At 65.8% G+C, this 23,460-nt stretch carries 23 protein-coding genes and 1 pseudogene; 15 read left to right on the top strand and 9 right to left on the bottom strand.

Annotated elements, in window-relative coordinates:
• The 7 genes and pseudogenes from BM244_RS17640 to BM244_RS17670 all read left to right on the top strand — a co-directional run.
• Positions 1–558, top strand: a pseudogene (locus BM244_RS17640) (SDR family oxidoreductase); the annotation flags it as partial.
• 238 nt (positions 559–796) lie between these two features.
• The gene (locus BM244_RS17645) at positions 797–2,161 is read left to right on the top strand and encodes a spinster family MFS transporter (protein WP_093400233.1); all 1,365 of its coding nucleotides are present in this window, start codon (positions 797–799) and stop codon (positions 2,159–2,161) included.
• Positions 2,162–2,174: 13 nt separating this feature from the next.
• Entirely contained in the window at positions 2,175–2,486 is a 312-nt protein-coding gene (locus BM244_RS17650; RefSeq protein WP_093400234.1) for a DUF1330 domain-containing protein, read from the top strand.
• Positions 2,487–2,549: 63 nt separating this feature from the next.
• Positions 2,550–3,215, top strand: a complete 666-nt coding sequence (locus tag BM244_RS17655; protein WP_093400391.1) for a carboxymuconolactone decarboxylase family protein — start codon at positions 2,550–2,552, stop codon at positions 3,213–3,215.
• Positions 3,216–3,348: 133 nt separating this feature from the next.
• Positions 3,349–3,579: a biotin/lipoyl-containing protein gene (locus BM244_RS17660; RefSeq protein WP_093400235.1), complete on the top strand. Its 231-nt coding sequence runs from the start codon at positions 3,349–3,351 to the stop codon at positions 3,577–3,579.
• On the top strand, positions 3,576–4,679 hold the full coding sequence (locus BM244_RS17665) for a Gfo/Idh/MocA family protein (protein ID WP_093400236.1): 1,104 nt from the start codon (positions 3,576–3,578) through the stop codon (positions 4,677–4,679). Before BM244_RS17660 ends, BM244_RS17665 begins: the two co-directional genes overlap by 4 nt.
• Before the next feature lie 12 nt (positions 4,680–4,691).
• Positions 4,692–5,633: an alpha/beta hydrolase gene (locus BM244_RS17670; RefSeq protein ID WP_254784536.1), complete on the top strand. Its 942-nt coding sequence runs from the start codon at positions 4,692–4,694 to the stop codon at positions 5,631–5,633.
• On the opposite strand, the gene BM244_RS17675 is transcribed toward BM244_RS17670, so the two are convergent.
• Complete coding sequence (locus tag BM244_RS17675) at positions 5,620–6,414, bottom strand: enoyl-CoA hydratase/isomerase family protein (RefSeq protein ID WP_093400237.1); 795 nt, start codon at positions 6,412–6,414, stop codon at positions 5,620–5,622. The genes BM244_RS17670 and BM244_RS17675 overlap by 14 nt on opposite strands.
• Before the next feature lie 120 nt (positions 6,415–6,534).
• On the opposite strand from BM244_RS17675, the gene BM244_RS17680 reads away from it, so the two are divergent.
• Both BM244_RS17680 and BM244_RS17685 read left to right on the top strand, forming a co-directional pair.
• Entirely contained in the window at positions 6,535–8,208 is a 1,674-nt protein-coding gene (locus BM244_RS17680; RefSeq protein ID WP_093400238.1) for an FAD-dependent oxidoreductase, read from the top strand.
• 10 nt (positions 8,209–8,218) lie between these two features.
• Positions 8,219–8,674 (top strand): PaaI family thioesterase, encoded by a 456-nt coding sequence (locus tag BM244_RS17685; protein WP_175518273.1) that lies wholly within the window; start codon positions 8,219–8,221, stop codon positions 8,672–8,674.
• 33 nt (positions 8,675–8,707) lie between these two features.
• Here the strand turns inward: BM244_RS17685 and BM244_RS17690 are convergent, their stop codons facing one another.
• Positions 8,708–9,625: an acyl-CoA dehydrogenase family protein gene (locus tag BM244_RS17690; protein ID WP_093400240.1), complete on the bottom strand. Its 918-nt coding sequence runs from the start codon at positions 9,623–9,625 to the stop codon at positions 8,708–8,710.
• A 28-nt stretch (positions 9,626–9,653) separates the two neighbouring features.
• Positions 9,654–10,829 (bottom strand): acyl-CoA dehydrogenase family protein, encoded by a 1,176-nt coding sequence (locus BM244_RS17695; RefSeq protein WP_254784537.1) that lies wholly within the window; start codon positions 10,827–10,829, stop codon positions 9,654–9,656.
• 110 nt (positions 10,830–10,939) lie between these two features.
• On the opposite strand from BM244_RS17695, the gene BM244_RS17700 reads away from it, so the two are divergent.
• From BM244_RS17700 to BM244_RS17710, 3 genes are all read left to right on the top strand, one after another.
• Positions 10,940–11,266, top strand: a complete 327-nt coding sequence (locus tag BM244_RS17700; protein ID WP_093400241.1) for a Rieske (2Fe-2S) protein — start codon at positions 10,940–10,942, stop codon at positions 11,264–11,266.
• A gap of 112 nt (positions 11,267–11,378) precedes the next feature.
• Entirely contained in the window at positions 11,379–12,581 is a 1,203-nt protein-coding gene (locus BM244_RS17705; RefSeq protein ID WP_093400242.1) for an acyl-CoA dehydrogenase family protein, read from the top strand.
• Entirely contained in the window at positions 12,578–13,546 is a 969-nt protein-coding gene (locus BM244_RS17710) for an acyl-CoA dehydrogenase family protein (protein WP_093400243.1), read from the top strand. The genes BM244_RS17705 and BM244_RS17710 overlap by 4 nt, the downstream gene beginning before the upstream one ends.
• Positions 13,547–13,601: 55 nt before the next feature.
• Here the strand turns inward: BM244_RS17710 and BM244_RS17715 are convergent, their stop codons facing one another.
• Both BM244_RS17715 and BM244_RS17720 read right to left on the bottom strand, forming a co-directional pair.
• Positions 13,602–14,597, bottom strand: a complete 996-nt coding sequence (locus tag BM244_RS17715) for an alpha-ketoacid dehydrogenase subunit beta (RefSeq protein ID WP_093400244.1) — start codon at positions 14,595–14,597, stop codon at positions 13,602–13,604.
• Positions 14,594–15,589 (bottom strand): thiamine pyrophosphate-dependent dehydrogenase E1 component subunit alpha, encoded by a 996-nt coding sequence (locus BM244_RS17720; protein WP_093400245.1) that lies wholly within the window; start codon positions 15,587–15,589, stop codon positions 14,594–14,596. The genes BM244_RS17715 and BM244_RS17720 overlap by 4 nt, the downstream gene beginning before the upstream one ends.
• A gap of 157 nt (positions 15,590–15,746) precedes the next feature.
• Between BM244_RS17720 and BM244_RS17725 the strand changes: the two genes are divergently transcribed.
• Positions 15,747–16,865, top strand: coding sequence for an NADH:flavin oxidoreductase (locus BM244_RS17725; RefSeq protein WP_093400246.1), 1,119 nt, complete (start codon positions 15,747–15,749; stop codon positions 16,863–16,865).
• A gap of 303 nt (positions 16,866–17,168) precedes the next feature.
• Here the strand turns inward: BM244_RS17725 and BM244_RS17730 are convergent, their stop codons facing one another.
• Positions 17,169–18,551 (bottom strand): aromatic ring-hydroxylating oxygenase subunit alpha, encoded by a 1,383-nt coding sequence (locus BM244_RS17730; protein WP_254784539.1) that lies wholly within the window; start codon positions 18,549–18,551, stop codon positions 17,169–17,171.
• A 187-nt stretch (positions 18,552–18,738) separates the two neighbouring features.
• On the opposite strand from BM244_RS17730, the gene BM244_RS17735 reads away from it, so the two are divergent.
• Positions 18,739–19,263, top strand: a complete 525-nt coding sequence (locus BM244_RS17735; RefSeq protein WP_093400394.1) for a nuclear transport factor 2 family protein — start codon at positions 18,739–18,741, stop codon at positions 19,261–19,263.
• Positions 19,264–19,347: 84 nt separating this feature from the next.
• Here the strand turns inward: BM244_RS17735 and BM244_RS17740 are convergent, their stop codons facing one another.
• The 3 genes from BM244_RS17740 to BM244_RS17750 are packed head-to-tail and all read right to left on the bottom strand — an operon-like array spanning position 19,348 to position 21,924.
• Complete coding sequence (locus tag BM244_RS17740; RefSeq protein ID WP_093400248.1) at positions 19,348–19,893, bottom strand: nuclear transport factor 2 family protein; 546 nt, start codon at positions 19,891–19,893, stop codon at positions 19,348–19,350.
• On the bottom strand, positions 19,890–20,765 hold the full coding sequence (locus tag BM244_RS17745; protein WP_093400249.1) for an SDR family NAD(P)-dependent oxidoreductase: 876 nt from the start codon (positions 20,763–20,765) through the stop codon (positions 19,890–19,892). The genes BM244_RS17740 and BM244_RS17745 overlap by 4 nt, the downstream gene beginning before the upstream one ends.
• Positions 20,758–21,924, bottom strand: a complete 1,167-nt coding sequence (locus tag BM244_RS17750) for a CaiB/BaiF CoA transferase family protein (protein ID WP_093400250.1) — start codon at positions 21,922–21,924, stop codon at positions 20,758–20,760. Before BM244_RS17750 ends, BM244_RS17745 begins: the two co-directional genes overlap by 8 nt.
• Before the next feature lie 317 nt (positions 21,925–22,241).
• Here BM244_RS17750 and BM244_RS17755 point away from each other — a divergent pair, with 317 nt between their 5' ends.
• Positions 22,242–23,408 (top strand): acyl-CoA dehydrogenase family protein, encoded by a 1,167-nt coding sequence (locus tag BM244_RS17755; RefSeq protein ID WP_093400251.1) that lies wholly within the window; start codon positions 22,242–22,244, stop codon positions 23,406–23,408.
• Positions 23,409–23,460: the final 52 nt, after the last annotated feature.

The raw sequence follows: 23,460 nt of genomic DNA on the forward strand, positions 1-23,460 counted from the left end.
ATGGCGGGACTCTTGTCGGGCAGGGTGGCGCTGGTAACTGGCGCATCGTCGGGGATCGGTGAAGCCGCCGCACTGGCCTTGGCCGCCGCGGGTGCGACGGTCGCCGTCTCCGCGCGCCGTGCCCGTCGGCTGGGCGATCTGGTCGCGCGGATCGGGGCTGCCGGCGGCATGGCGCTCGCGGTGCCGGGCGACGTCGCTGTCGAAGCGGACGCGGTGCGTGCCGTGGCCGAATTCGGACGGATCGACATCCTCGTCAACGCCGCCGGGGTCAAACAGTCGGGTGGTGTCGAGAGCCTATCGACCGAGGAATGGCGCCGCGTCATCGACATCAACCTGTTCGGCACGCTTTACACCTGCAAGGCGGCGATCGGGTTCATGAAGCCGCAGGGCTCCGGCGACATCGTCAACATATCGTCGACCGCCGGGCACCGCACCGCGGGTATCTTCGGGCCGTATTCGACCAGTAAGTTCGGGCTTACCAGCTTTACCGAAGGACTGCGCCAGGAAGTCGGCGGGGCGGGGATTCGTTTCAGCATCGTCGAGCCCGGCGCGACGCAGACCGAGGTGGCGAGCGGGATCGCCGATCCGACGATGCGCGGCCATGACGCAGCACGTCTCGAAGGACACCGCGATGCAACCGTCCGACATCGCCGAAGCGATCGTTTTCATCGTGTCGTTGCCAGCGCGCGCCAACGTCTCTCAAATACTCATACGACCCACCAGCGACACAGCGGCGATGTAACGCGGCGTGCGCAGAGCGCCCAAACCGCGCTCGTGAAGAGGCGAGGATTTGCGCATGGCCGACCACGAAACGATACCGGCCACGCCGCCGGCCTTGCCACCCGAGACCTTGCCCGACGACCTGCCGGGTATGGGCTATCGCGCCTATTTTCTGCTCATCATGCTGCTGCTGTCGGCATCGGAAATCGGCGAACGGTACATGCTGGTGGTCATGGTCGAACCGATCCGCCACGAGTTCGGCCTCAGCGACTTCGCGATATCGATGATCAAGGATCTCGCGATCACCGTCGTGTACCTGCTTGTCGTCATCCCCGTGGGCAGGCTGTCCGATCGCGGATCGAAGCGCAAGATCGTCGCGGTCTCCGCGGTGATCTGGAGCACGGCCGTATTGTTGTGCGGGACCGCGAAGGGGTTCTGGACGTTGCTCATCGGGCGCGCGGGGATCGGCATGGGCGAGGGGGCGTTCACGCCGCCGTCGCAGTCGTGGATCGCCGACCTGTTCCCGATCAAGCAACGCGGTACGGCGCTGTCGATCTTCCTGCTGGGCACGTCGCTGGGCACGTTCCTGGGGCCGGCGCTGGGCGGGTGGCTGACGCATGAATATGGCTGGCGCGCGGCATTGATGTTCGCGAGCATTCCCGGCTTCATTCTCGCCCCGCTGGTATGGTTCACGCTGCGCGATCCACGTCCGGGGCTCGCCGACGGCATCGCCGCGACCAAGAGCGTCGCACTGCCGTTCGGCCAGACGATCCGCGAACTGCTCGCGATCCGGACGCTGCCGCCGCTGATCCTCGCCGCGGCGTTGAACGCGCTGCTAACGCTCGGCCTGGTCAGTTGGGCGCCGGCGTTCATGGAGCGCTCGCACGGCGTTCCCGCCAACGTCGCCGGCATGCAGCTTGGGCTCGCGCTGCTGGCGGGGTCCGCGATCGGTCATACGCTGGGCGGTCCGCTCGCCGATTTCCTCGGACGGCGCGATCTGCGCTGGTATCCGTGGATCATCGCACTGGGCGGTGCCGTGTCCGCGTCGATCGGCTGGTTCATCCTGACCGGGCCGAGCAGCTCGGTATTCCCGTTGTTCGGACTGACCCTGCTGAGTGGCGGGCTGTCCGCATCGCCGCTGATGGCGATGGTCACCGGTCTCGTGCCGTCGCGTTCGCGGGGCACGGCGGTGGCGCTGTTGATGGTCACGATCCAGGTCGTCGGCCTCGGCGGCGGCCCAGTGTTCGTGGGCTGGCTCAGCGACATGCTCCACCCCCATTACGGCGAGGCATCGCTCGGCATGGCGATGCGCTGGGTCCTGCTTGCGGGCGTGCCGAGCACCTTGTTGGCGTACCAGGCGAGCCGCACGTGTCGTCACGATTTCGCGGCAGCGGGCGGGTGGGGCGGCGCTCCGCACAAGACGCTTGCAGCCGTACATTGAGCAAGGGACGTCGATGCCTGCCTATATGATCTTCATTCGCGAGAGCCCGGTCGTCGATGCCGCGGCGTTCGCCGCATACGGCGCCGCGAACCGCGCCAGCGCAGCGGCGCTCGTCGAGCGCTACGGGATCAAGCCGCTTGCCGTGTACGGCGCGGCGGAGGCGCTCGAGGGCGAGACTCCGGACGGGATCATCCTTCTGGAGTTCCCGACCGCCGACGCGGCCCGCGCATGGTACGACAGCCCCGAATACCAGGCGGCGACCCCCGATCGGCACCGCGCGGCGCAATACCGGGCGATCCTGTTCGAAGGGCTGCCCCCGCGATGATCCGCCTGGACAATGCGCGCCGGTAACGATGGCGCGACCAAGATACGAACCATCGGAGATACCATGAGCGATACCGAAGCGCCTATCGAACCCCGCATCCTGCCGCTGCCGCGCGCCGAATGGACTGACGCCGCGCGCGACGTCTTCGCCTTCTGGGGCGAGCCGAACGCGTGGGAGGAGGGGTCGAAGACCAACGTGATGATGGTGATGGGCAACCACCCGGAGCTCGGCAAGGCCTACAACGTCTGGGGCAAGCATCTGCTGATGGCGAACACGCTGTCGACGCGGTACCTCGAGCTCATCATCCTGCGCGTCGCGTGGCGCGTGAAGTCGGCGTACGAATGGCACAACCATGTCGGCTACGGCCTCAACGCAGGCCTGACGCTGGAGGACATCGCGGCGATCCGCGATTTTCCCGAGGGCGGCAACTGGAGCGCGCAGGATGCGGCGGTGTTGCGGTCGGTCGGCGAGCTGATCGACGACGGCACGCTCAGCGATGAGACCTGGGCCGAACTGAGCGGGTTCCTCGACCGGCGTCAGATGATGGATCTTGTCTTCTCGATCGGGCATTACGTGATGACGAGCTGGGCGCTGTCGTCGTTCGGTGTCGCGATCGAGGGCGGCGCGGACCGGATCGGCTTCGACCTCAAGACCGCGTCGGGCAAGATTCCCGGCAAGACCTACAAGCCCGGCGAGACCGACGACTGGACGGATACGCGCGGGTATTGACGTGCCCATCGAGCAGCCCCGGATCGTGCCGACGATATCGCGGGGTGGCCGCCGCTTTTGCCAATTGCCGGGCCCGGCCCGCGCGCTACGCAAAAGACTTCGCATTTTACGCCAGACCTTGAGGACCGACATCATGGCCACCGACATCCTGCTTCCCAAGCTCGGCTTTTCGATGACCGAGGCGCAGATCGCCGAATGGCTGGTCGAGGATGGCGCCGAGGTGAAGGAAGGCGATCCGCTCTATTCGCTCGAGGCGGACAAATCGACCAACGAGGTCGAGGCTCCGGCCAGCGGTACGCTGCGGATCATTGCCGAGGTCGGCGAGACCTATGAGGTCGGCACGGTGCTCGGCCGGATCGAGTGACGCTCCGCGTCGGGATCATCGGCGCGGCGTGGGGCGCGTTCGCGCACCTTCCCGCATGGCGCGCGATTCCGGGTGTCGATGTCACCGCCATCAGCACGTCGCGGGAGGAAACCGCGAGGGCCGCCGCCTCGCGGCTCGGCATCGCCCGCCCGTTCTGGGACGCCGCGGCGATGTGCGCCGATCCCGATATCGACATCGTCGATTGCGGCACGCGGCCGTCGTTTCGCAAAGCCATGGTTCTCGCGGCGCTGGCGAACGGCAAGCATGTCTATAATTCGAGCCCGCACGCCCCCGACTGGGCCGGCGCCAAGGCGATCGACGCCGCGTGGCGCGCGAGTGGCAGCGTCGGCGTGGTCGATGCGTTCGCGCAGTGGATCCCCGCACACCGCCAGATGAAGGCGATGGTCGATGCCGGCTATCTCGGCCGCGCGCTCGGCGGGACGTGCCATTTCAACATCTCGCTGTTCAATCAGCCGAACACGCGGTTCCCGTACAATTGGTTTGCCGAAGCCGGGCAGGGCGTCAGCGCGGTTCGCAACAACGGCAGCCACGCGTTGTACATGCTGCTCCACCTGTTGGGTCCGATCGAAGAACTGGTCGCCGACGATAGCCAGATCCTGCGCGAGTGGGTGTTCGAGGATGGGGGCAGCATCGTTCCCGAGACGACCGACTTCGCCAACGTCATCCTCCGGTTCTCGAGCGGCCTGACGATGCAGATGCAGATCAGCTGGAGCATGCCGCTCCACGATGGCTGGTCGATCGACGTGTTCGGCGAGCGAGGCCGGTTGATCGCCACGTCGCCGACCTTCCCGACGTCGCGCGACTGTACGCTGCAGGGTGGACAGATCGGTGGGACCATCGCGCCGATCGACATCCCCGACGCGTTCAAATCCGCGCTCGGCATTGCGCTGGACTGGCAGAGCGATCTGCAGCCGAGCTTCCCGATGGCGGTGTCGATGCAACACATGGTCGACGCGATTCACGGCGGGAAGAGCCCATCGCCTGATTTCGCCCGCGCGCTAGAGGTCGAGCGCGTCCAGGAGGCGATCCGCCAGTCGAGCGCCGAACGTCGCTGGATCACCGTAGCCGACATCGTTTGACAGGAGCCCGCCGTGACCGAACCCTTCGTGCGTCCCGACGTCCGCGTCTTCCTCGACATGATGGCGGCGAACCCGCGACCTGCCTTCACCGCTGAATTCCTCGCGTCGATCCGGGGCATGGTCATGCCCCCGGAAATGTCCGCCGACGAACCAGTCGGCGAACTCGGCGAGATACTTGACCTCGCCATGCCGGGGCCAGGCGGGGACATCGCCTTGCGCCTGTTCGCTCCACGTGCCGAACGGAAAGCTGGGCCGGTCGTCGTCTTCTATCACGGTGGTGGCTATGCAGCCGGCAGCATCGATTCGCATGCAGGTCTGGCCGGAGAGATCGCGCGGCAGTTGGACCTGCCCGTCGTCTCGGTCGAATACCGCCTCGCCCCCGAAAACCCTTGGCCCGCCGCGCCCGACGACGGCGAGGCCGCTGCGCGCTGGATCGCCGCAAGTGGCGCGACGTTCGGTCGCGACATCACGGGGCTGATCCTGTGCGGCGACAGCGCGGGCGGCAATCTGGCGATCGTCACCACGCTTGCGCTGCGCGATGCACCGGCAGCAGTCCCCGTGATCCTGCAACTGACCTTCTACCCCGCGGTCGACCACAGTCGGGACTACCCGTCCGCAGAAGCGTTCGCCGAGGGCTATGGTCTCGATGCCGCCGATATGCGGATGTTCGACCGGCATTATGCGGCCGACCCGACCGATCATCGGAACTCGCCGCTGCTCGCCGACCAGCAGGGCATGCCGCCGACGCTGGTCGTCACCGCCGGGCTCGATCCGTTGCGTGACGAGGGCCGCGCCTACGCCGCCAAGACCGCGCTCGCCGGCGTGCCGACGGTATTCCACGAAGCGGTCGGCACGATTCACGGGTTCGCCGGCTATCGCCGCGCGATCCCGTCGGCGCAGTGCGATCTCGACCACGTGTTAAGGCTTGCGAAAGCGATGCTCACCGCCCGCTGAAATCGGGCTTTCGCCGTTCCTTCAGCGCGGCGATGCCTTCGCGATGATCGGCGCTGCGGACGCTGAGCGATTCGTAGGCGATCCCGGATTCCATCACCGCGCCGGCGATCCGCTTCAGCTCCATGTTGGTCAACACCTTGGTCCAGCGGATCGCGTTGGTCGCGCCGGCGAGTAGTTTGGCACAGAACGCGTCGACCGCCGCGTCGAGCTGGTCGGCACGCAGACAGTGATTGATCAGCCCGATCTCAGCCGCGTGTCGCGCGGTCAGTAGGTCGCCGGTCAGCAGATATTCCTTCGCGCGCGTCAGCCCGATCCGCTGCGCCCAGATCACTGCACCGCCATCGCCGGCGACCAGGCCGATTCCGACATGCGGATCGCCGATCTTCGCGCCCTCCGCGGCAAAGATCACGTCGCATAGCAAGGCGATACTCGCGCCGAGCCCGATCGCGTGGCCGTTCATCCGGCACACGACCGGCTTTTCGATGTCGAGCATCGCGAACACGATCCGCTTGGCCTGCCGCGCCTCATGGTCGAACAGATGCGGGTTGGCCGCATTATGCTCCATGTGCGCGATGTCGCCGCCCGCCGAAAACGCCTTGCCGCTGCCGGTCAGCAGCACGACGTCCGACCCCGGATCGCGTGCGGCGAAGGCCAGTGCCTCGGGCAGTTCGTCGTGCAGCACCAGATTGACCGCGTTCATCGCCTCGGGACGATTGAACGTCACGACCAGCAGCCGGTCGCGGCGTTCCAGCAGGATGGTTTCGAACTCTCGCAGGTCCATAGGCGACGTCTCCTCGTGTCAGGCGGCATATCACGCGGGGGCGATATGCGTCTGCCGCCGGGGCGATAGCTCTTGTGCCACCTCGCCCGCGCGGGTCTATCTCGGGCAAGGAGAGACGGTATGGGCGCGTTCGAAGAGACGTTCGACTGGGTTGTCGTCGGCAGTGGCGCAGGATCGATGGCGTCCGCGCTGGTCATGCGCACCGCGGGCAAATCGGTGCTGATCCTCGAGAAATCGGCGTTCATCGGCGGCACGACGGCGAAGTCCGGCGGGGTCGTCTGGGTCCCCAACAACCGCTTCCTGAAAGCCGATGGCGAACAGGACAGCGTCGAGGCGGGGATCACCTATCTCGATGCCGCCTGCGCCGACCTGCCGGGCTCGGGGCACGACAAACGGCTTGCCTATGTCAACCAGGCCTATCGGATGATCGATTTTCTGGTCGATCAAGGCGTGGAACTCGAACGCGGCTCCAAATTCTGGCCGGATTATTACGACGAGCTTCCAGGTGGCTGCAAGACGAGCCGCACGGTCGTGGCTAAGCCGTTCGACAAGAAAGAACTCGGACCGTGGGCGAAGAAGCTGCGGAAGGGCTTTCTCGAAGTACCGGTGAAGCTCGATGACGGGATGAAGCTCGCTTATGTGCGCCGCGATCCCGCACTCAAGAAAGCGATGCGCAACCTGATCTTCAAAACGATCTGGACGCGGATCACCGGCAAGCATTACGTCGCGGCGGGTGCCGCGTTGCAGGGCCGCATGCTCAAGGCCGCACTGTCGGTCGGCGTCCAGTTCCGCACCGAGGCGCCGGTGTCCGAACTGATCGTCGAAAACGGCGCGGTGACCGGGGTCGTGACGACCTTCGACGGCGTGGCGAAGCGGATCGGCGCGAAACTGGGCGTGCTCGTCAACGCGGGCGGCTTCGCCCAGAACCAGGCGATGCGCGACGAACACATGCCCGGTACGCAGGTGGCGTGGTCGCTGACCAACGAAGGCGACAAGGGCGAACTGCACCAGGAAATGGCGCGGATCGGCGGCGTACTCGCGCAGATGGACCAGATGGTCGGCTATCAGACGACGCTCTCGCCGGGCTGGGAATCGGCGTACATCACCCCGCCGGGTCAGAGCCTGACCGGCAAGCCCCACGCGATCCTAGTCGATCAGTCGGGCGTGCGTTACATGAACGAGGGCGGCTCGTACGAACTGTATTGCGAGACGATGGTCGAGCGAAACAAAACCGTGCACGCAGTGCCGAGCTGGGCGATACTCGATCGCGAATATGTCGAAAACTATCAGGTTGCCGGCAAGTGGATCGACAAGAAGATCCCCAAGGGCTGGGCCGAGGCGAACTATCTCCACACCGCCGACACGATCGATGCGCTGGCAACCAGCATTGGCATCGATCCGGCGGCCCTGGGCCATACCGTCGATCGCTGGAACGGCTTCGTCGCGCAGGGTCGCGACGATGATTTCCACCGCGGTGAGCGAGCCTATGACGAATGGCTGGGCGATCCGTATCACGGCCCCGTCCGCGCACTCGGCAGCATTGCCAGGGCGCCGTTTTATGCAGTGCCGATCGTGCCGGGCGACGTCAGCACGTACGGCGGCGTGGTGACCGACGTGCATGGCCGCGTCGTCCGCGCGGATGGTGCTCCGATCGCTGGGCTGTACGCGACCGGCGTCTCGACCGCGTCGGTGATGGGCGGCGTCTATCCCGGTGCGGGATCAAGCATCGGACCGTCGCTGACCTTCGGCTATGTCGCGGCCAAGCATGCCGCGGGTCTCGACAACCAGGTGTGAAGGGGCAGGTGTGAGCAGCGACCGCATCGATTCCGAACGGCTTGTCGGCGAGGGTTGGACACAGCTCTCGGGCACGCATTTCAACGAGACGGCCGGGCCCTATTGGGTCCGCCGCGAGGACGGCGTCCGTGTCGTCGGTCTGCTGGGCGAGGAGCGCCACGGTAACGGCTATGTCGGCACGGTCCATGGCGGCGTGCTGATGACCTTTGCCGACATCGCGCTCGGCATGGGCGTGGTTGATGCCGCTGACACGCGCGACTGCGTGACGCTCCAGTTGCAGATGCAGTTCACCGCGAGCGCGCCGATCGGCAGCTTCCTGAGCTGCCGCCCGGAACTGGTCCGCCGCACGTCGCAAATCGTCTTCATGCGCGGACTCATCATGGCGGGGGGACGCACGGTGGCATCGGCGGACGGCATGTGGAAGCTGCTCGACCCCGATAAACTGGCAGCGCTACGCCGCGGTTAGCGTCCCAGGCCTCCCTTCGGAGAGCCACGCTTTCTATCCCCAGACCGCGTCCGCCGCTGCCAGCGCCTGTCCGCCGCGGCCATCGAGATCGCTCGCCAGCGCCTTCAGCCGGTAGGTCCACAGATGCAGCGGATGCTCCAGCGTCATCCCCATCGCGCCGAGAAACTGGTGGAAATCATAGACGCAGGCACGGGCGCTTTCCTGTGCGTGCAGCGCGGCGAGTGCGGCATCGCCCGCATCGAGCGTACCGGCGGCCTTCACCGCTAGCCAGTACACGCCGTTGGTACGAACCTGCGCCTCCGCCAACCGGTGACGCAGCGCCTGAAACGTGGCGAGCGGGCGACCGAATTGCTGCCGATCGGTGACGTAGCCCGCCACGCTGTCGAGCGCCGCTGCGAGCAGTCCCGCCGCCTCGGCCGCGATCGCGATGCGCCAGCGTGTCTTCACCTCGGCCGGCGATACGTCGCGCACCGTCGTCGCCACGGCGACCGGATCGACCAGCAACGTCGCCATTGGATAGGCGAACAGGCTGTCTTCACTCCGGACCTGATCCGCAGTCGCGACGAAACTCGAAACGCGGTCGGCACCGACGACGATCACTGTCGCCCCAGCCTGGAGGAAACGGATCGGTCGCGTCGTCTTGTCCACCTCGACGAGACAGAAGGGCCGCGGGAGTTCGATACCGAACAGGGGGCGGATGAGTGCGCTGATCGCCGCCTCGATCGCGAACGGCAGCCGCGCTAGCCGCTCAACGATCAAAGCCGCCGATACGGGACCGAGGTCCGGATCGAACGCGATATCGAGGAAACCGCCCTCGGCCAGTTCGCGGTCGAGCGTGTCGTTGACCAGCGCAAGGCTGACGTCGTGCAACGGCACGCTCGCATAAGGCTTGGCGAGCGAGTCGACCGCGTCGAGGATCGCGATCTGGTCGGGGCTAGGCGACAGGTCCATCAGCGCGGCTCGCTTCCAAATATTGGGCTCAACGGGGTTCTCTGGGCAGTTTGAGGACGTCGCTGGCGATGATGTTGAGCTGAATTTCCGCCGCACCCGCCGCGATCCCCGCGACGATCCCGCGCTGGTGATGCATCTTGAGATACGGATGCGCGTCGGCCAGTGCCTCGGGCAGATACTCGACGACGAATTCCGCCACCCGGCGCTCCGCCATTATCGTCGCGAACCGCGCGGAGGATGATTCCGCGCCTACCGCTTCGCCCCGCGCGCGCGCCGATACGATCGCATAGCTTGCCATCCGCGCCGCCTCGCACAGCGCGAGACACTGTGCGGCCTCGATCCTCACCGCTTCGCCGGTCCAGCCACCCTGCGCCTTCAATACCGCGACCGCGCGATCTAGCGCGGCGCGCGCCAGCGAGTAGCGCGGAATGCCGAGCCGTTCGTTGGTCAGCGAATAGGCGATGATCGACCACGCCTCGCCTTCGTCGCCAAGCCGCGCGGTGGCCGGCACGACCATGTCGTCGAAGAATACCTCGTGGATATCGCCTTCGCCGATCAGCGACGGGATCTGGCGCACGGTGATGCCCGGCGTGTCCATCGGCACCAGCAGGATCGAGATGCCCTTCTTGCGATCGTCGCTGGTGCGACAGACCAGGAAGCAGGTGTCGGCGAGCCCCGCATAGCTGGTCCAGATCTTCTGTCCGGTGACGCGGTAGTTCTCGCCGTCGAGGACCGCACGCGTCCGCAGCGAAGCCAGATCGGAACCGGCGCCCGGCTCGGAAAAGCCCTGGCACCACAGCGCGCGTCCCTCGACGATCGGCGGCAGATAGCGTTCGCGCTGTTCGGGCGAGCCATAGCGGATCAGCGTCGGGCCGATCCAGTTGACGTTCATATACTGGCCACCGCGCGGTTCGCCGGCGATCCACATCTCTTCGGCAAGGATCGTCTGGTGCCACGGATCGAGCCCTGCGCCGCCGATCTCCTTCGCCCAGTGCGGCGTCAGCATCCCCTGTTCGGCGAGCGTCCCGCAGAACTCGCGCGCATAGTCGGTCAGCGCGGGCGATGCAGGGCCGTGTTGCGAGAAGCACTCCCAGTCGCCCGGTAACGTCGCGCCCAGGAAATCCTGCAGGCGCTGGCGGAAGGCGGCTTCCTGTTCGGTCCAGTCGAAATTCATGCGGCTGTTCTCGCGGGGCGTCGGAAGCATCCGGGCTAATCCACCCGGCCACACCCGAACAGGTCGGGCCGCAAAAGACCGCCCGGGTGATATGCCGCGATATTGTGCAACGAGGCAAAGCCTGCACACATTCAGCGGTGATGACAGACCCCGCCTATACGCCCGCCTACACTGCCGTAGCGCTCGAAGCCGACGTCGCGCCCGATACCCTCAAGGCCGTCGAAGTCGGCGGGCGATCGATCCTGATCGTCCATCACGGCGGGCGGCTGTTCGCGGTCGCAAACCAGTGTTCGCACGCGGAGCAGGCGCTGACGTGCGGCCGCGTCCGCTGGGGCTGGATCGCATGCCCGGCGCACGGTGCGAAATTCGACCTCGAAACCGGCGAGGCGCTGAGCCTGCCCGCGACCGAGCCGATCGCGACGTTTCCTCTGCGCGTGATCGAGGGACGGATCGAGGTCGCGGTCTGAGGCGCCGCCACACGCGCATCGCCTTCCCGATATATGCGCGAGGACGGCCCCTGTCGCTTGCGGGCATCGCCGAAAATACTGCCTAGCATCGGGGACAGTCTGGGAGGCGGAATTGACCGACGCGCTTGAGATACTGCGGCATGACGTCCGCGCGTGGCTCGCAGCCGAGGCGCCCAAGGACTGGCGCGCGACCTGCACGACGCACGAAGGCTTCCTCGCGACGCAACGCGACTGGTTCGCGAAGCTGGCGGCGGGCGGCTATGCGGTGCCGCACTGGTCGGCGGAATGGCCCGGCGGTGGGCGCAGTCTCGCCGAGCAGAAGGTAATCTACGAGGAGCTTGCGCGCGCCGACACGCCGCGGCTGCTGCTGTCGTTCATGTCGACCTATCACGCCGCCAGCACGCTGTTCGAATGGGGCAGCGCCGAGCAGCAGGCGCGCTACATCCAGCGCATCCTGGAGGGCGAAATCTGGTGTCAGGGCTTTTCCGAGCCCAATGCCGGCTCCGACCTCGCCGGCGTGAGGACGCGCGCGGAACGGGTCACGCGCGACGGGCGCGACGTCTATGTCGTCAACGGCCAGAAGCTGTGGTCGACGATGGGGCAGTTCGCCGATCAGTGCCTGCTGCTCGTCCGCACATCGAGCGAAGGCGCCAAGCAGGCGGGGCTTACCTATCTGCTGCTCGATCTGAAAACCAAGGGCGTCACCGCGCGGCCGATCCACCAGATCCACGGCGACGAGGAGTTCGCCGAACTGTTCCTCGACGAGGTCGAGGTGCCGGTTGCTGATCGGCTCGGCGAGGAGGGGCAGGGCTGGGCGGTCGCGCAGTCGACGCTGTCGTCCGAGCGCGGGTTGACCCTGCTTGAACTGAGCGCAAGGATGCGCGGCGCGCTGTGGCGGATCGCCGACCTGATCCGCGGGGGCGGGCGCGAGGGCGATGCCGGGATCGTCCGCGACTTCGGGCGGCTGGCGACGAAGATCGACGCGACCTGTGCGCTCGCGGACCAATTCCTCGCCAACCGGATCGCCGGCGAGGAACGCGTCGGCGACGCCTCGCTGGTCAAGCTATCCTATTCGCGGACGCTGCGTGACTTCACGTCGCTCGGGCTGCGGATCGGCGGGCTTCAGGCGCAATATCACGAACCGATCGTGTTCGGGGGCGGCATGGAGACGGGCAACTGGATGGCTGATTTCATGAACAGCTATGCCTGGACGATCGCCGGCGGCAGCGACGAGGTGCAGCGCAACATCATCGCCGAGCGTCTGCTCGGTATGCCCCGCGAACCGAAAAGCTGGACGCTGGAGACGGTACGATGAGCATGACCCGTGCCGAGCTGCAGGATGCCGCGCGCCAGGCGTTCGGAGATAGCGGCCTTGCGCCCGATGCCGGCAAGAGCTGGGGCTTGGTCGCCGAGATGGGCTGGCTGACGATGACCGTGCCCGAGGAGCGGGGCGGCCTGGGTCTCGGCGGCGAGGCGGCGGGCGTGATCCACACCGAGCTCGGCCGCGCACTGGTGCCCGGGCCGATGATCGCGCAGATGCTGGTGATCGAGGCGCTGTGTGCTGCCGACAAATTTCCCGAGCGCGACGACCTGCTCGCGCGGGCGATGGGCGGCGAGGTGATGACCGCGTCGCTGTCGCTCGGCGATAGGCTAGACTGCGTCCCCGATGCGGACAAGGCGAGCCACGTGCTCGTCGTCGAACCCGAGCGCGTCGCGCTGGTCGCGCTAGGGAGTGCGACGATCACCGCGCGCGATAGCTGGGACAAGACGCGCCGGCTGTTCGATGTTGCTCCGCGCGGCCCCGGTTTCACGCTCGCGACGGGCGATGCTGCAACCGCGCTCGCGCGGCGTCTCGAAGCGCAGTTGCTGGTCGCGATCGCAGGCGACTCGCTTGGCGGTGCGGCTGCGATCCTCGAACTGACGATCGAGTATCTCAAGATCCGACATCAGTTCGGACGACCGCTGGCGCTGTTCCAGGCGCTCAAGCACCGCGTCGCGGACATGAGGACATGGTTGTCTGCGGCCGAGGCGCTGTTCTGGGCCCGCACCACCGATCCCGCCGCGACATTGATCGGCATCGGCGCGCTGAAGGCGCATGCCTGCGATGTCTACCGCGCGATTGCGGAGGACGCGATCCAGCTGCACGGCGGCATCGGCCTCACCATGGAATATCACTGCCACTTGTTCCTCAAGCGTGCGACGCTAAATGCGGTGCTGGGTGGCGATGCGGATCATTGGGAGGCATGCGCCGGGCGCGCTGCGATGGCGTTGACGGGCTGAGCCGTCACCGACGGGCAGCCGCATGTCACGGGACATGCCGCTGCCCGTCCGCGATTTAGCCTTGCCCGGCAACCTCGGTCACGGCAGCGACGATCTCATCCACCGACACCAGGAACGCATCCTCCAGCACCTTGGCGAACGGTACCGGCGAATAGGGCGCACCGAGACGCCGCACCGGCGCCTTCAACTGGCCGAACAGTTCTTCGTTCACCGTCGCGGCGATCTCCGCGCCCGGTCCGAAACTGCGCACTGCTTCATGCACCACCACGCAGCGCCCGGTCTTGGCGACCGATGCCAGCACCGTCTCGCGGTCCCACGGCGATACCGTGCGCAGATCGACCAGTTCGACCGAAATGCCCGCCTCGGCGAGGATCGGCAGCGCCTGGAGGCTGCGCACCACCATCGACGACCATGACACGATCGTGACGTCGGTCCCCTCCTGAACGACGCGTGCGACGCCGAGCGGGATCGGCCCCTGGTCTACGGGCACGTCACCCGGAATGAACAAGGTCCCCGCGGATTCGATGATAATACACGGATCCGGATCCTGGATGCACGACAGCAGCAGGCCCTTGTACTCGGCCGGGTTGGACGGCGCGACGACCTTGATCCCGGCGGCATGCGCGAACCATCCCTCGAGATGGTCGGCGTGTTGCCCCGCGGTCTGCCAGCCGGCGCCGGTCAGCGTGCGGATCGTGATCGGCACCGTGCTCTGACCGCCCGACATGAAGCGCAGCTTGGCGGCGTGGTTGAAGATCATGTCCATGCAGACGGTGGTGAAGTTCATCAGCATGATCTCGGCAACCGGCTTGTAACCTGCCAGCGCCGCGCCGATCGCGGCGCCCATGATCGCCTGTTCGCTGATCGGCGTCGATTTGACGCGCATGTCGCCGAACTTGGTCGACAGGCCGATCGTCGCGCCGGTCACGCCGCCGCCTTCGCGATCAGCGATGTCCTCGCCGAACACGAGCACCTTGGGATCGGCCTCCATCGCCTCGTGCAGCGCGGCGTTGATCGCCTGGAAGGCGTGCATCTTCACGGTCTCTCTCATGCCGCGATCTCCTTCTCGAACACATCGCGGCGCAGTTCGTCCACGCTCGGATATTCACTGGCCAGACCGAACGCCATCGCGTCGTCGACCTCGGCCTGGATGTCGGTGCCAAGCTTGGTCAGCTGCTCGTCGGTCGCATGCCCCTCGGCGAGCAGGCGTGCGCGGAACTTAGGCAGCGGATCGTCGGCGATCGCGGCGGCCTTCTCCTCCTTGGTCATGTACTTGTCGTCGTCGCCGAGCACATGCCCCAGGAACCGGAACGTCTTGCACTCCAGCAACGTCGGACCCTCACCGTCGCGGGCGCGGGTGATCGCCTCGTACGCGGCGGCGTACATCGCCCAGGGATCGTTACCGTCGACGGTATAGCCGGGCATCCCGTAGCCGATCGCGCGCTTCGAGATGAAGTCGACCGAGGTGCCGTTCTCGTAGCGCGTATGCTCGGCGAACCCGTTGTTCTGGCACACGAACACCACCGGCAGTTTCCAGAGCGACGCGAGGTTGAGGGATTCATGGAACGCGCCGATGTTCGACGCACCGTCGCCGAAATAGGCGATGCTTACGCGCTTGCTGCCATCGAGCTGCGCGGCCCAGGCTAGCCCGTTGGCGATCGGCATCGATGACCCGACGATCCCGGTCGTCACCATCACGCCGGTCTCGGGATGCGTCAGGTGCATCGGCCCGCCCTTGCCCTTGCAGGTGCCGTCGACCCGGCCCGCGATCTCGGCCCAGAGCGGCCGCAGCGGCATGCCCTTGGCGACCATGTCGTGGATGCCGCGATAGATCGTGCAGATCGTGTCGTCATTGGTCAGCAGCGTCGAGATCGCCGATGGGATCACCTCCTGCCCGCGCGCGGAGTAATAGGGCATGACCAGTTTGCCGCGCCGGATCGCCGTGCGGATGGTGTCATCGTTGCGCTCGATCCGGATCATCCGCCGATAGATATCGACGAGCGTCTCGGTGCTCGGGACCGGACTGTTGCTGTGCTCTGCCATGGGGTTCCCGCGTCGGTAGTGGATGGCCGAACTCTTCGGGCGGGGGCTGTACGGGGTCAACACGCCCCCGCGATATGTGCCGGGCGGCGGTTGGATCGGCTTCACCGAAGCGCTGGAATCGGCCTAGCTCGCAACCTGAAACGAGGATGAAGCGCCGATGTCCGACACCGATACGAGCGTCCTGTTCGAACCGTTCACCTGCAAGTCGATGACGCTTCGGAACCGCATCGTGATGGCGCCGATGACACGATCGTTCGCGCACGGTGGCCTCCCCGCCGAACCGCATGTCGACTATTATCGGCGCCGCGCAGAAGGCGGAGTCGGGCTGATCCTGTCAGAGGGAACGGTAATCGACCGGCCTGGTGCGCGCAACGATCCGGGCGTGCCGTTCTTCCACGGCGCCGCGCTGGATCGATGGGCGAAGGTAATCGACGCGGTCCACGCGGCCAGCGGCGCGATGGGGCCGCAATTGTGGCACGCGGCATCGGCAATCAGCAAGACGGCCGCCTGGGACCGCGACACCCCGGTCGAAAGCCCGTCGGGACTGCACGCGCCCGGCGAACCGCACGGCGAGGCGATGACAGAAGAGGACATCGCCGACAGCGTCGCCGGGTTCGCGCGCGCCGCGGCGGATGCGAAACGGCTCGGATTCGAGACGATCGAGGTCCACGGCGCGCATGGCTACCTGGTCGACCAGTTCTTCTGGGACGGCACCAACGCGCGGACCGATCGCTACGGCGGTGCGACGTTGCGTGAGCGCGCGCGCTACGCCGGCGAGGTGATCGCCGCGATCCGCATCGCGGTCGGCCCGGACTATCCGATCATCCTGCGCGTGAGCCAGTGGAAGCAGCAGGACCTTAAGGCGCGGCTAGCCCACACGCCCGCGGCGATGGCCGACTGGCTCGTGCCTTTGGTCGAGGCTGGGGTCGATATCCTGCATTGTTCGCAGCGGCGGTTCTGGGAACCCGAGTTTCCCGAAATCGATGGCGAGGGGGGGCTGAACTTCGCCGGTTGGGCGAAGACACTGACCGGCGCGGCGACGATGAGCGTCGGCTCGGTCGGCCTGTCGGGCGATTTCATCAGCGTCTTCCGGAACCAGGTCTCGGCACCGACTGATCTCGATGCACTGGTGCGGCGGATGGAGCGGGGGGAGTTCGACCTGATCGCGGTCGGCCGCGCGTTGATCACCGATCCGGCATGGGCGAACAAGGTGCGGGCGGGCGACATTTCCGCAATGCTGCCGTTCGATGCCGCCGCCTTAGGGGCGTTCGTCTAGCGCAGGTCGACATCCACCTCCGATAGGGCATCGGTAGACCAGAAATCGCTGCGTCACCTGGTATAGTTCGGTGGTATTCCATCGGACATCCAGGCGCCTTCCGACATTGCCATCGCAGCTCTGTTCTCCCGCGAAGGCGGGAGCCCAGTCTGGGTCCCCGCCTTCGCGGGGAAACACGGTTCACATGTCGATGGGGATAATTGTCGAACAGGCCCGGCATGGCGATTCCGTACCAAGACGGGCTCTCGCCGGACGCCGATCATCCCGATCGAGTGACGCGCCACGCAGGAAGATTCGCGGCTTTCAGAACCCCAGTTCGAGGATCTTGCCGTCGAAATTGCCGCCGAGCAGATGCGTCGCGCTGGCCAGCTTGTCGGAGGGGACACCCTTCAGATGGCCGTCGATGATGCGATTATAGTTGCTGATGAGCCCCTCGATGTCCTTCGACAGCCGCATGAAATCGAAGCCGGTGGTGTGCAGGCCCTTCTGCTGGATCGGAATGTTGGCGTAATCCTGGCGCGGGATCGGCGGGAAATCCTGGCTGTTGTACGGCAGGATGGTTGGTTCCATCACCGTCTCGTGCTCGACGCCTTCGGCAACATGTGTCAGCGACCAGAGTTCGAAGGTGCAGCTTTCCGGCCCGAGCGGACGAATGCGGTAGGCCGACATGCTGGAGAACAACGGCAGCAGGAAATAGTTCGGAAAGATGAATTCGACCGCGTTAATCGGGTCCGATACCGCAACCGCGTTGAGATCGGGCACGTCCTCGCCCGCGGCGCGCAGCTGTTCGGTGATCTGGTGGTTCAGCATGCCGTACCACATCATCACCGCCTGCTGCGGATCCTCCGGCAGTTCGACGTCAGCGAGCTGGCGCGCGATTGCGACTTCCTTCTCGTGGACCATCCCTGACATGCCTTCGCTCAGCAGCCCGAGATGCTTGATTTGCGCCTTGATGTTGTCGCGCACGCTCATGTTCGGGTTGATCGGTATGCCGATGCCGCCGGTATCCATGCCGTACATCGCGTTGTAGAGCATCGGCGCGGCCTGTTGCAGCTGCGGATGCGTCTTCATCACGTGATAGCCCTCCATGAAGGCCTCCATCGCGACTTTCCAATTCGCTGGCAGGACCGTCTGGTACCACCATTCCGCGCGCAGCTTGGCGCCGCCATGTGCCTCGATCCGATCCGTGACGGGGCCGATCGTGTCGCGGAAGGACGGTGCGTCGTCATCGAAATTGATGAACGCGCAGCCGCCCCAGGTCTCGACCCGGCAGGCGCGCAGGGCCAAGTCCGCAGAGTCGAGTTGCTCCTCGCTGAACATGTGGCGTCCATAGACGAAGGTGTTCTTGCCCTCGATGTTCCAGCGCCAGCCGTGGAAGGGGCAAATAAAGCCCGGCGTCTTGCAATTGCCGTGTTCGCCCTCGCCGACGAACGGCACGCCGCGGTGGCGACAGGCGTTGTGGAACGCCTTCACGCCGTCCTTGGTCTGGACGACGATGACCGACTTGCCGAGGTTGGTGTATTCGACATAGTCGCCGACATTGGCGATCTGTTCGAGGCGACATGCCATCTGCCAGACGTGCGGCCACAGGCGCTCGGTCTCGAGGCGGTAGAATTCTTCATCATAGTAACGCTGCGTCGGGATCCGTTCGGGATTTTCTACCGAGAATGGAACGGGTCGTTCCATGTCCATCACGCCCATCGCAAACCTCACCATCTTGTTATTCGGTCAAATGGTAAACCTGCGGCCGACCCGTACAAGCGCGAACCCCCGCCGCCCGCGCGATATCGCCGCACCGATACACGCGGGTCCGCGCTGGAGATCGTGCGGTCCGGATACTAGCCTTGGGTCGACCATGCGCGAGGAGCATCCGATGACAGACACACCCGAGATGGCGGAAATCATCGCGCATCACCGTATCAAGACCTGCATCGTGGCCTTGGCGCGGGGCGAGGACCGGCGCGATGCGGGGATCATCTCGGGATGTTTCTGGCCCGATGCGAGCGTCAATTTCGGGATCTTCACCGGCTCGTTCGACGAGTATCTGGCGTGGGTCGTGCCCGGTGCCGACAGCATCCCGGTGACGCTGCATACGCTGGGACAGAGCCTGATCCAGGTACAGGGTGAGACGGCGGTCGTCGAGACTCACGTCACCGCCTATCACCGGATCGATTTCGGCGAGGCCGAGCACGACGTGATCCTGGTGGGCCGCTACCTCGACCAGATGGCGCGGCGGGGGGGCGTGTGGCGGATCGCCAAGCGGACGATGCTGTACGACTGGACGCGCGATCTGGGGGTGTCGGTCGACTGGTCGCAGGGGCTGATGGGAATGCCGTTCCTGCGCGGCAATCCGGTCGGGCGTGCGAACGGCGATCCTAGCGAAGTGTTCTTCGGCTGAGTTCGACCCGCACTACCATGTTCTCCCGCGAAGGCGGAAGCCCAGACTGGGTCCCCGCCTTCGCGGGGAAACAATCTTTGTTTGTTACGATGGGACGAACGGTTCGCGCAGGTTCGTCAGCGGCCGGCGATACGAGAGGTCGCTCGTATCGCGCGCGACAATGCCGTTGAGATCGATGCCCGGGATATCCCCGAACGGGATTGGCAGCGTCGGCAGCAAACCCGAATATTCGATCACCGTACTCCGGCTCGCGACCCGCCAAGCGCCGTCGCGACGCTCGAACCGGTCGATATAGCGGCCACCCGCGATCCAGTTGCTGTCGTCGCGGTTGCGCGCGGCGAACAAATAATAGGTCTCGGTATGCGCGGTATCGCCGTCGAGGTCGCAGCTATGGTTGAGCAACACGTGCTGCGTCGCGGATTGCCCGTGATCGTGAAGGTCGCGCGCCCAGTCGTACAGCGCGGCGGGCTGGCCGACGAACGGCCCCGCGGCGATCTCCGCATCGACGTGGAAGGCGGAGAGGAACGCGTCGCGGTCGAACCGGTCCATGCCGCGCGCGAACCGGGTCAAGGCGTCGAGGATATCCTGTCGGTCGAGAAGCTCGCCGAGGCGCACCAAAGGGTCGGTCATCGTGGTTGCTCCGCTATGGGTTTCCAGATCGGCGATCCACGCTGTTCGCGCAGCGACGGGATGATCTTCCCATCGATATCCGTCACGCCGTATTCCTGTGCCAGTTCGGCGGTGATGAAGGTCCCGCCCGAATGCCGCGTGACCGCGTCGTCGGTCGCGAGCGCGACGATCACGCGCCCCGGAAATTCGGGCGAGCAACCGACCAGTGGATTGGTGACGATGCTCGCCTTCATCGCCGGGTTGTTCTCGATGTTGCGATTGGCGCGCTCGGTGAAGGTCAGTCCCTGCCACAGCGAGATCGACGTCACGTCGTGTGGCTGCAGATCAATCGCCATGTCGCGTGCCATCCGGTCGACCGCGGCCTTGCAGGTGCCGAACACGACGCCATAGGTGTAAGTGACGCCGACATAGCCCGAGATCGCGACGATCAGCCCCGATTTCTGCGGCGCCATTATCCTGGCCGCATGCCACGCCGCGACGAAGTTCGACTTCACGCCGACATCGACCATCTGCCAGTTGGACAGCGGCTTTTCCCAGAACGTCCCCGGCTCGGTCAGGTCCTCGGGCAGCGCGAAGGCGTTGTTGACGAGGATGTCCAGCCGGCCCTGCTCGCGTGCGACCTGTTCGAACAGCGCCGCGACCTGATCGTCGTCGGCGTGGTCGACCTGAACCGCGATTCCCCTGCCGCCGCGCGCGTCGCACTCCGCCGCGGTCTGGCCGACGGTGCCGGGCAGCGCGTGATCGCCCGCCGCGACCGACCGGCCGGTAACGTAGACCGTCGCGCCCTCCTCGGCCAGCGCAAGCGCGATGCCCTTACCGATGCCGCGGCTGGCACCCGTCACGACGGCAACCTTGCCGGTCAGTTTACCCATGTCGCTGCTCTCCCGTCTGTAGTTCGGCCAATATCGCATCGGTGTCCGCACCCAGCGTGGGCGCCGGCCCCGCAACCTTGCCCGGTGTCCTCGAAAAGCTTGCCGGAACGCCCGGAAAGGTGATTGGCCCGTTCGGCGAGTCGATCGTCTCGAAAAAGCCGACCGCTTTCAGGTGCGCGTTGTCGAACAGGTCGTCCGGCGTCCCGATCGGCGTTGCCGGCACGCCGATCGTCCGCAACAGGTCGAGCCATTCCTGCGTCGTCCGCTCGAGGAACGTCTCGCCGAGCAGGCCGTACATCCGGTCAATCTGTTTGGCCCGCTGGCCGAGCGTTGCCATGTCTGGGCCCGCCCAAGCCGGCTTCACCGCGCCGACGAAGGCGTTCCAGTGGCGATCGTTATAGACCAGCGCGGAGATATAGCCGTTGCGCGTCTTGTACGGCCGGCGTCCCGGCGCGACGACGCGCGGGTATACCGCCGGACCCAGCTTGGGGCTGAACATCGCGCCGTTGGCATGCTCGACCAGCATGAACGAGGACATCGTCTCGAACATTCCGACCTCGACCTCCTGGCCCTCGCCGGTGCGTTCGCGGTGGAACAGCGCCATCGTCGTCGCATACAGCGCGGTCAGCCCGGCGACCTTGTCGGCGACGATCGTCCCGACATAGCTCGCCTCGCCGGTCAGCATCTGCTGCACGGCCGCCAGCCCGCATTCGCCCTGGATCGTGTCGTCGTAGGCGGGCTGGTCGCGCTCCGGCCCGTCGCGGCCATAGCCATAGCAATTGGTGTAGACGATGTTCGGATTGATCGCCGCGACCGCCGCATAGTCGAAGCCGAGCTTGGCGATCGCCTTGGCGCGCATCGAATGGATGAACACGTCCGCGCGCGCGATCAGTTTGCGGAGTGCCGCCTTGCCCTCTTCGCTGCGGAGGTCGAGGACGATACTGCGCTTGCCGCGGTTGACGTTGACGAACACGCCCGCGAGCCCGTGCTCCGGCCCGACCGAGATGTAGCGCGCATCGTCGCCCGCGGGCGGTTCGACCTTGATGACGTGAGCACCCATGTCGGCCATGATCTGCGTGGCGTAGGGGCCGAAGACGATGCTCGTCAGGTCGACGACCTTGATGCCGGACAGGGGGCCGTGGCCTGCCTTACTTTCCATGAACCGCTCCCATTGATCGGGTTCCGCTACTTTTATGATCCTCCCCCGCGAGGGGGAGGTGGCGCCGACGGCGACGGAGGGGGGGATACGAAACGGACGTGGCGACTGCCTCCCCCTCCGTCAGGCTATGCCTGCCACCTCCCCCTTGCGGGGGAGGATTGCAGGACTGAACATCGATCGGAACTAGAGCACCGCAGATGCCGAATCCATTCGCCGGAGCGATATGTCGCGGGATGGTCCGGGGCTCGCGTTGTCGCACCGGGAGGTGACTGCTAGCCGCCGGGCTTACATATCTCGCCAGACAAGGTCGATCGCCCGTGGATTTTGCCTTTACCCAGGACCAGCAGAACATCCGCGACGCGGTGCTGAAGCAATGCGCGCTGTTCTCGGACGATTACTGGCTCGAACGCGACCATGAGGGCGTCTATCCGCACGACTTCCACAAATCGATGGCGGAAGCGGGCTGGCTCGGCGTGGCGATGCCCGAGGCGTATGGTGGCGCCGGGCTCGGCATAACCGAGGCGGCGATCATGATGCAGGCGGTCGCCGAGGCCGGCGGCGGAATGACCGCGGCTTCGACGATCCACGGCCCGGTGTTCAGCCTCGAGCCGATCGACATGTTCGGCACCGAGGAGCAGAAGCAGCGGATGATCCCGCCCATCCTGTCGGGCGCGGAGAAGATGTGCTTTGCCGTGACGGAGCCCAATACTGGGCTCGACACAACCAAGCTGAAGACGCGCGCCGAACAGGTCGACGGCGGCTACCGCGTCAACGGCGAGAAGATCTGGATCACCAACGCGCACATCGCCGACAAGATGATGCTGCTAGCGCGCACCACGCCGATCGACGAGGTCGAGAACAAGACGCACGGGCTCACGCTGTTCTACACCACGCTCGATCGCAGCAAGATCGAGCACCGGCTGATCCCCAAGATGGGGCGCCACGCGGTCGGATCGAACATGCTGTTCATCAACGACCTCTTCATCCCTGACGAGGATCGGATCGGCGCGGAGGGGCAGGGGTTCCGGATCATCCTGAAGGGGCTGAACCCCGAGCGCATCCTGCTCGGCGCGGAGGCGATCGGGATCGGCCGCAATGCGATCCAGCGCGCCGCGCGTTATGCTCGCGAGCGGGTCGTGTTCGATCGGCCGATCGGCATGAACCAGGGGATCCAGCATCCGCTCGCCAAATGCTGGGCGCAGCTGGAGGCGGCGAACCTGATGGTGATGCAGGCCGCGACCAAGTTCGACAAGGGCGAGGACTGCGGGGTCGAGGCAAATGCCGGCAAGTATCTGGCGGCGGAGTTCGCGTTCGAGGCGTGCCACACTGCGATGCTGACGCTGGGCGGGATGGGCTATGCGCAGGAATATCATGTCGAACGGCTGCTGCGCGAGGTGCTGATCCCGCGGACTGCGCCGGTGAGCCCGCACATGATCCTGAACTTCATCGCCGAAAAGGTGCTGGAATTGCCCAAGAGCTACTGACAAGAGCGTACGCATAAGCCGTTTTCCCGAACGCGGGAGACCGGGAACGAGG

This window comes from Sphingomonas sp. OK281, from assembly GCF_900115295.1.
Taxonomy (GTDB): domain Bacteria; phylum Pseudomonadota; class Alphaproteobacteria; order Sphingomonadales; family Sphingomonadaceae; genus Sphingomonas.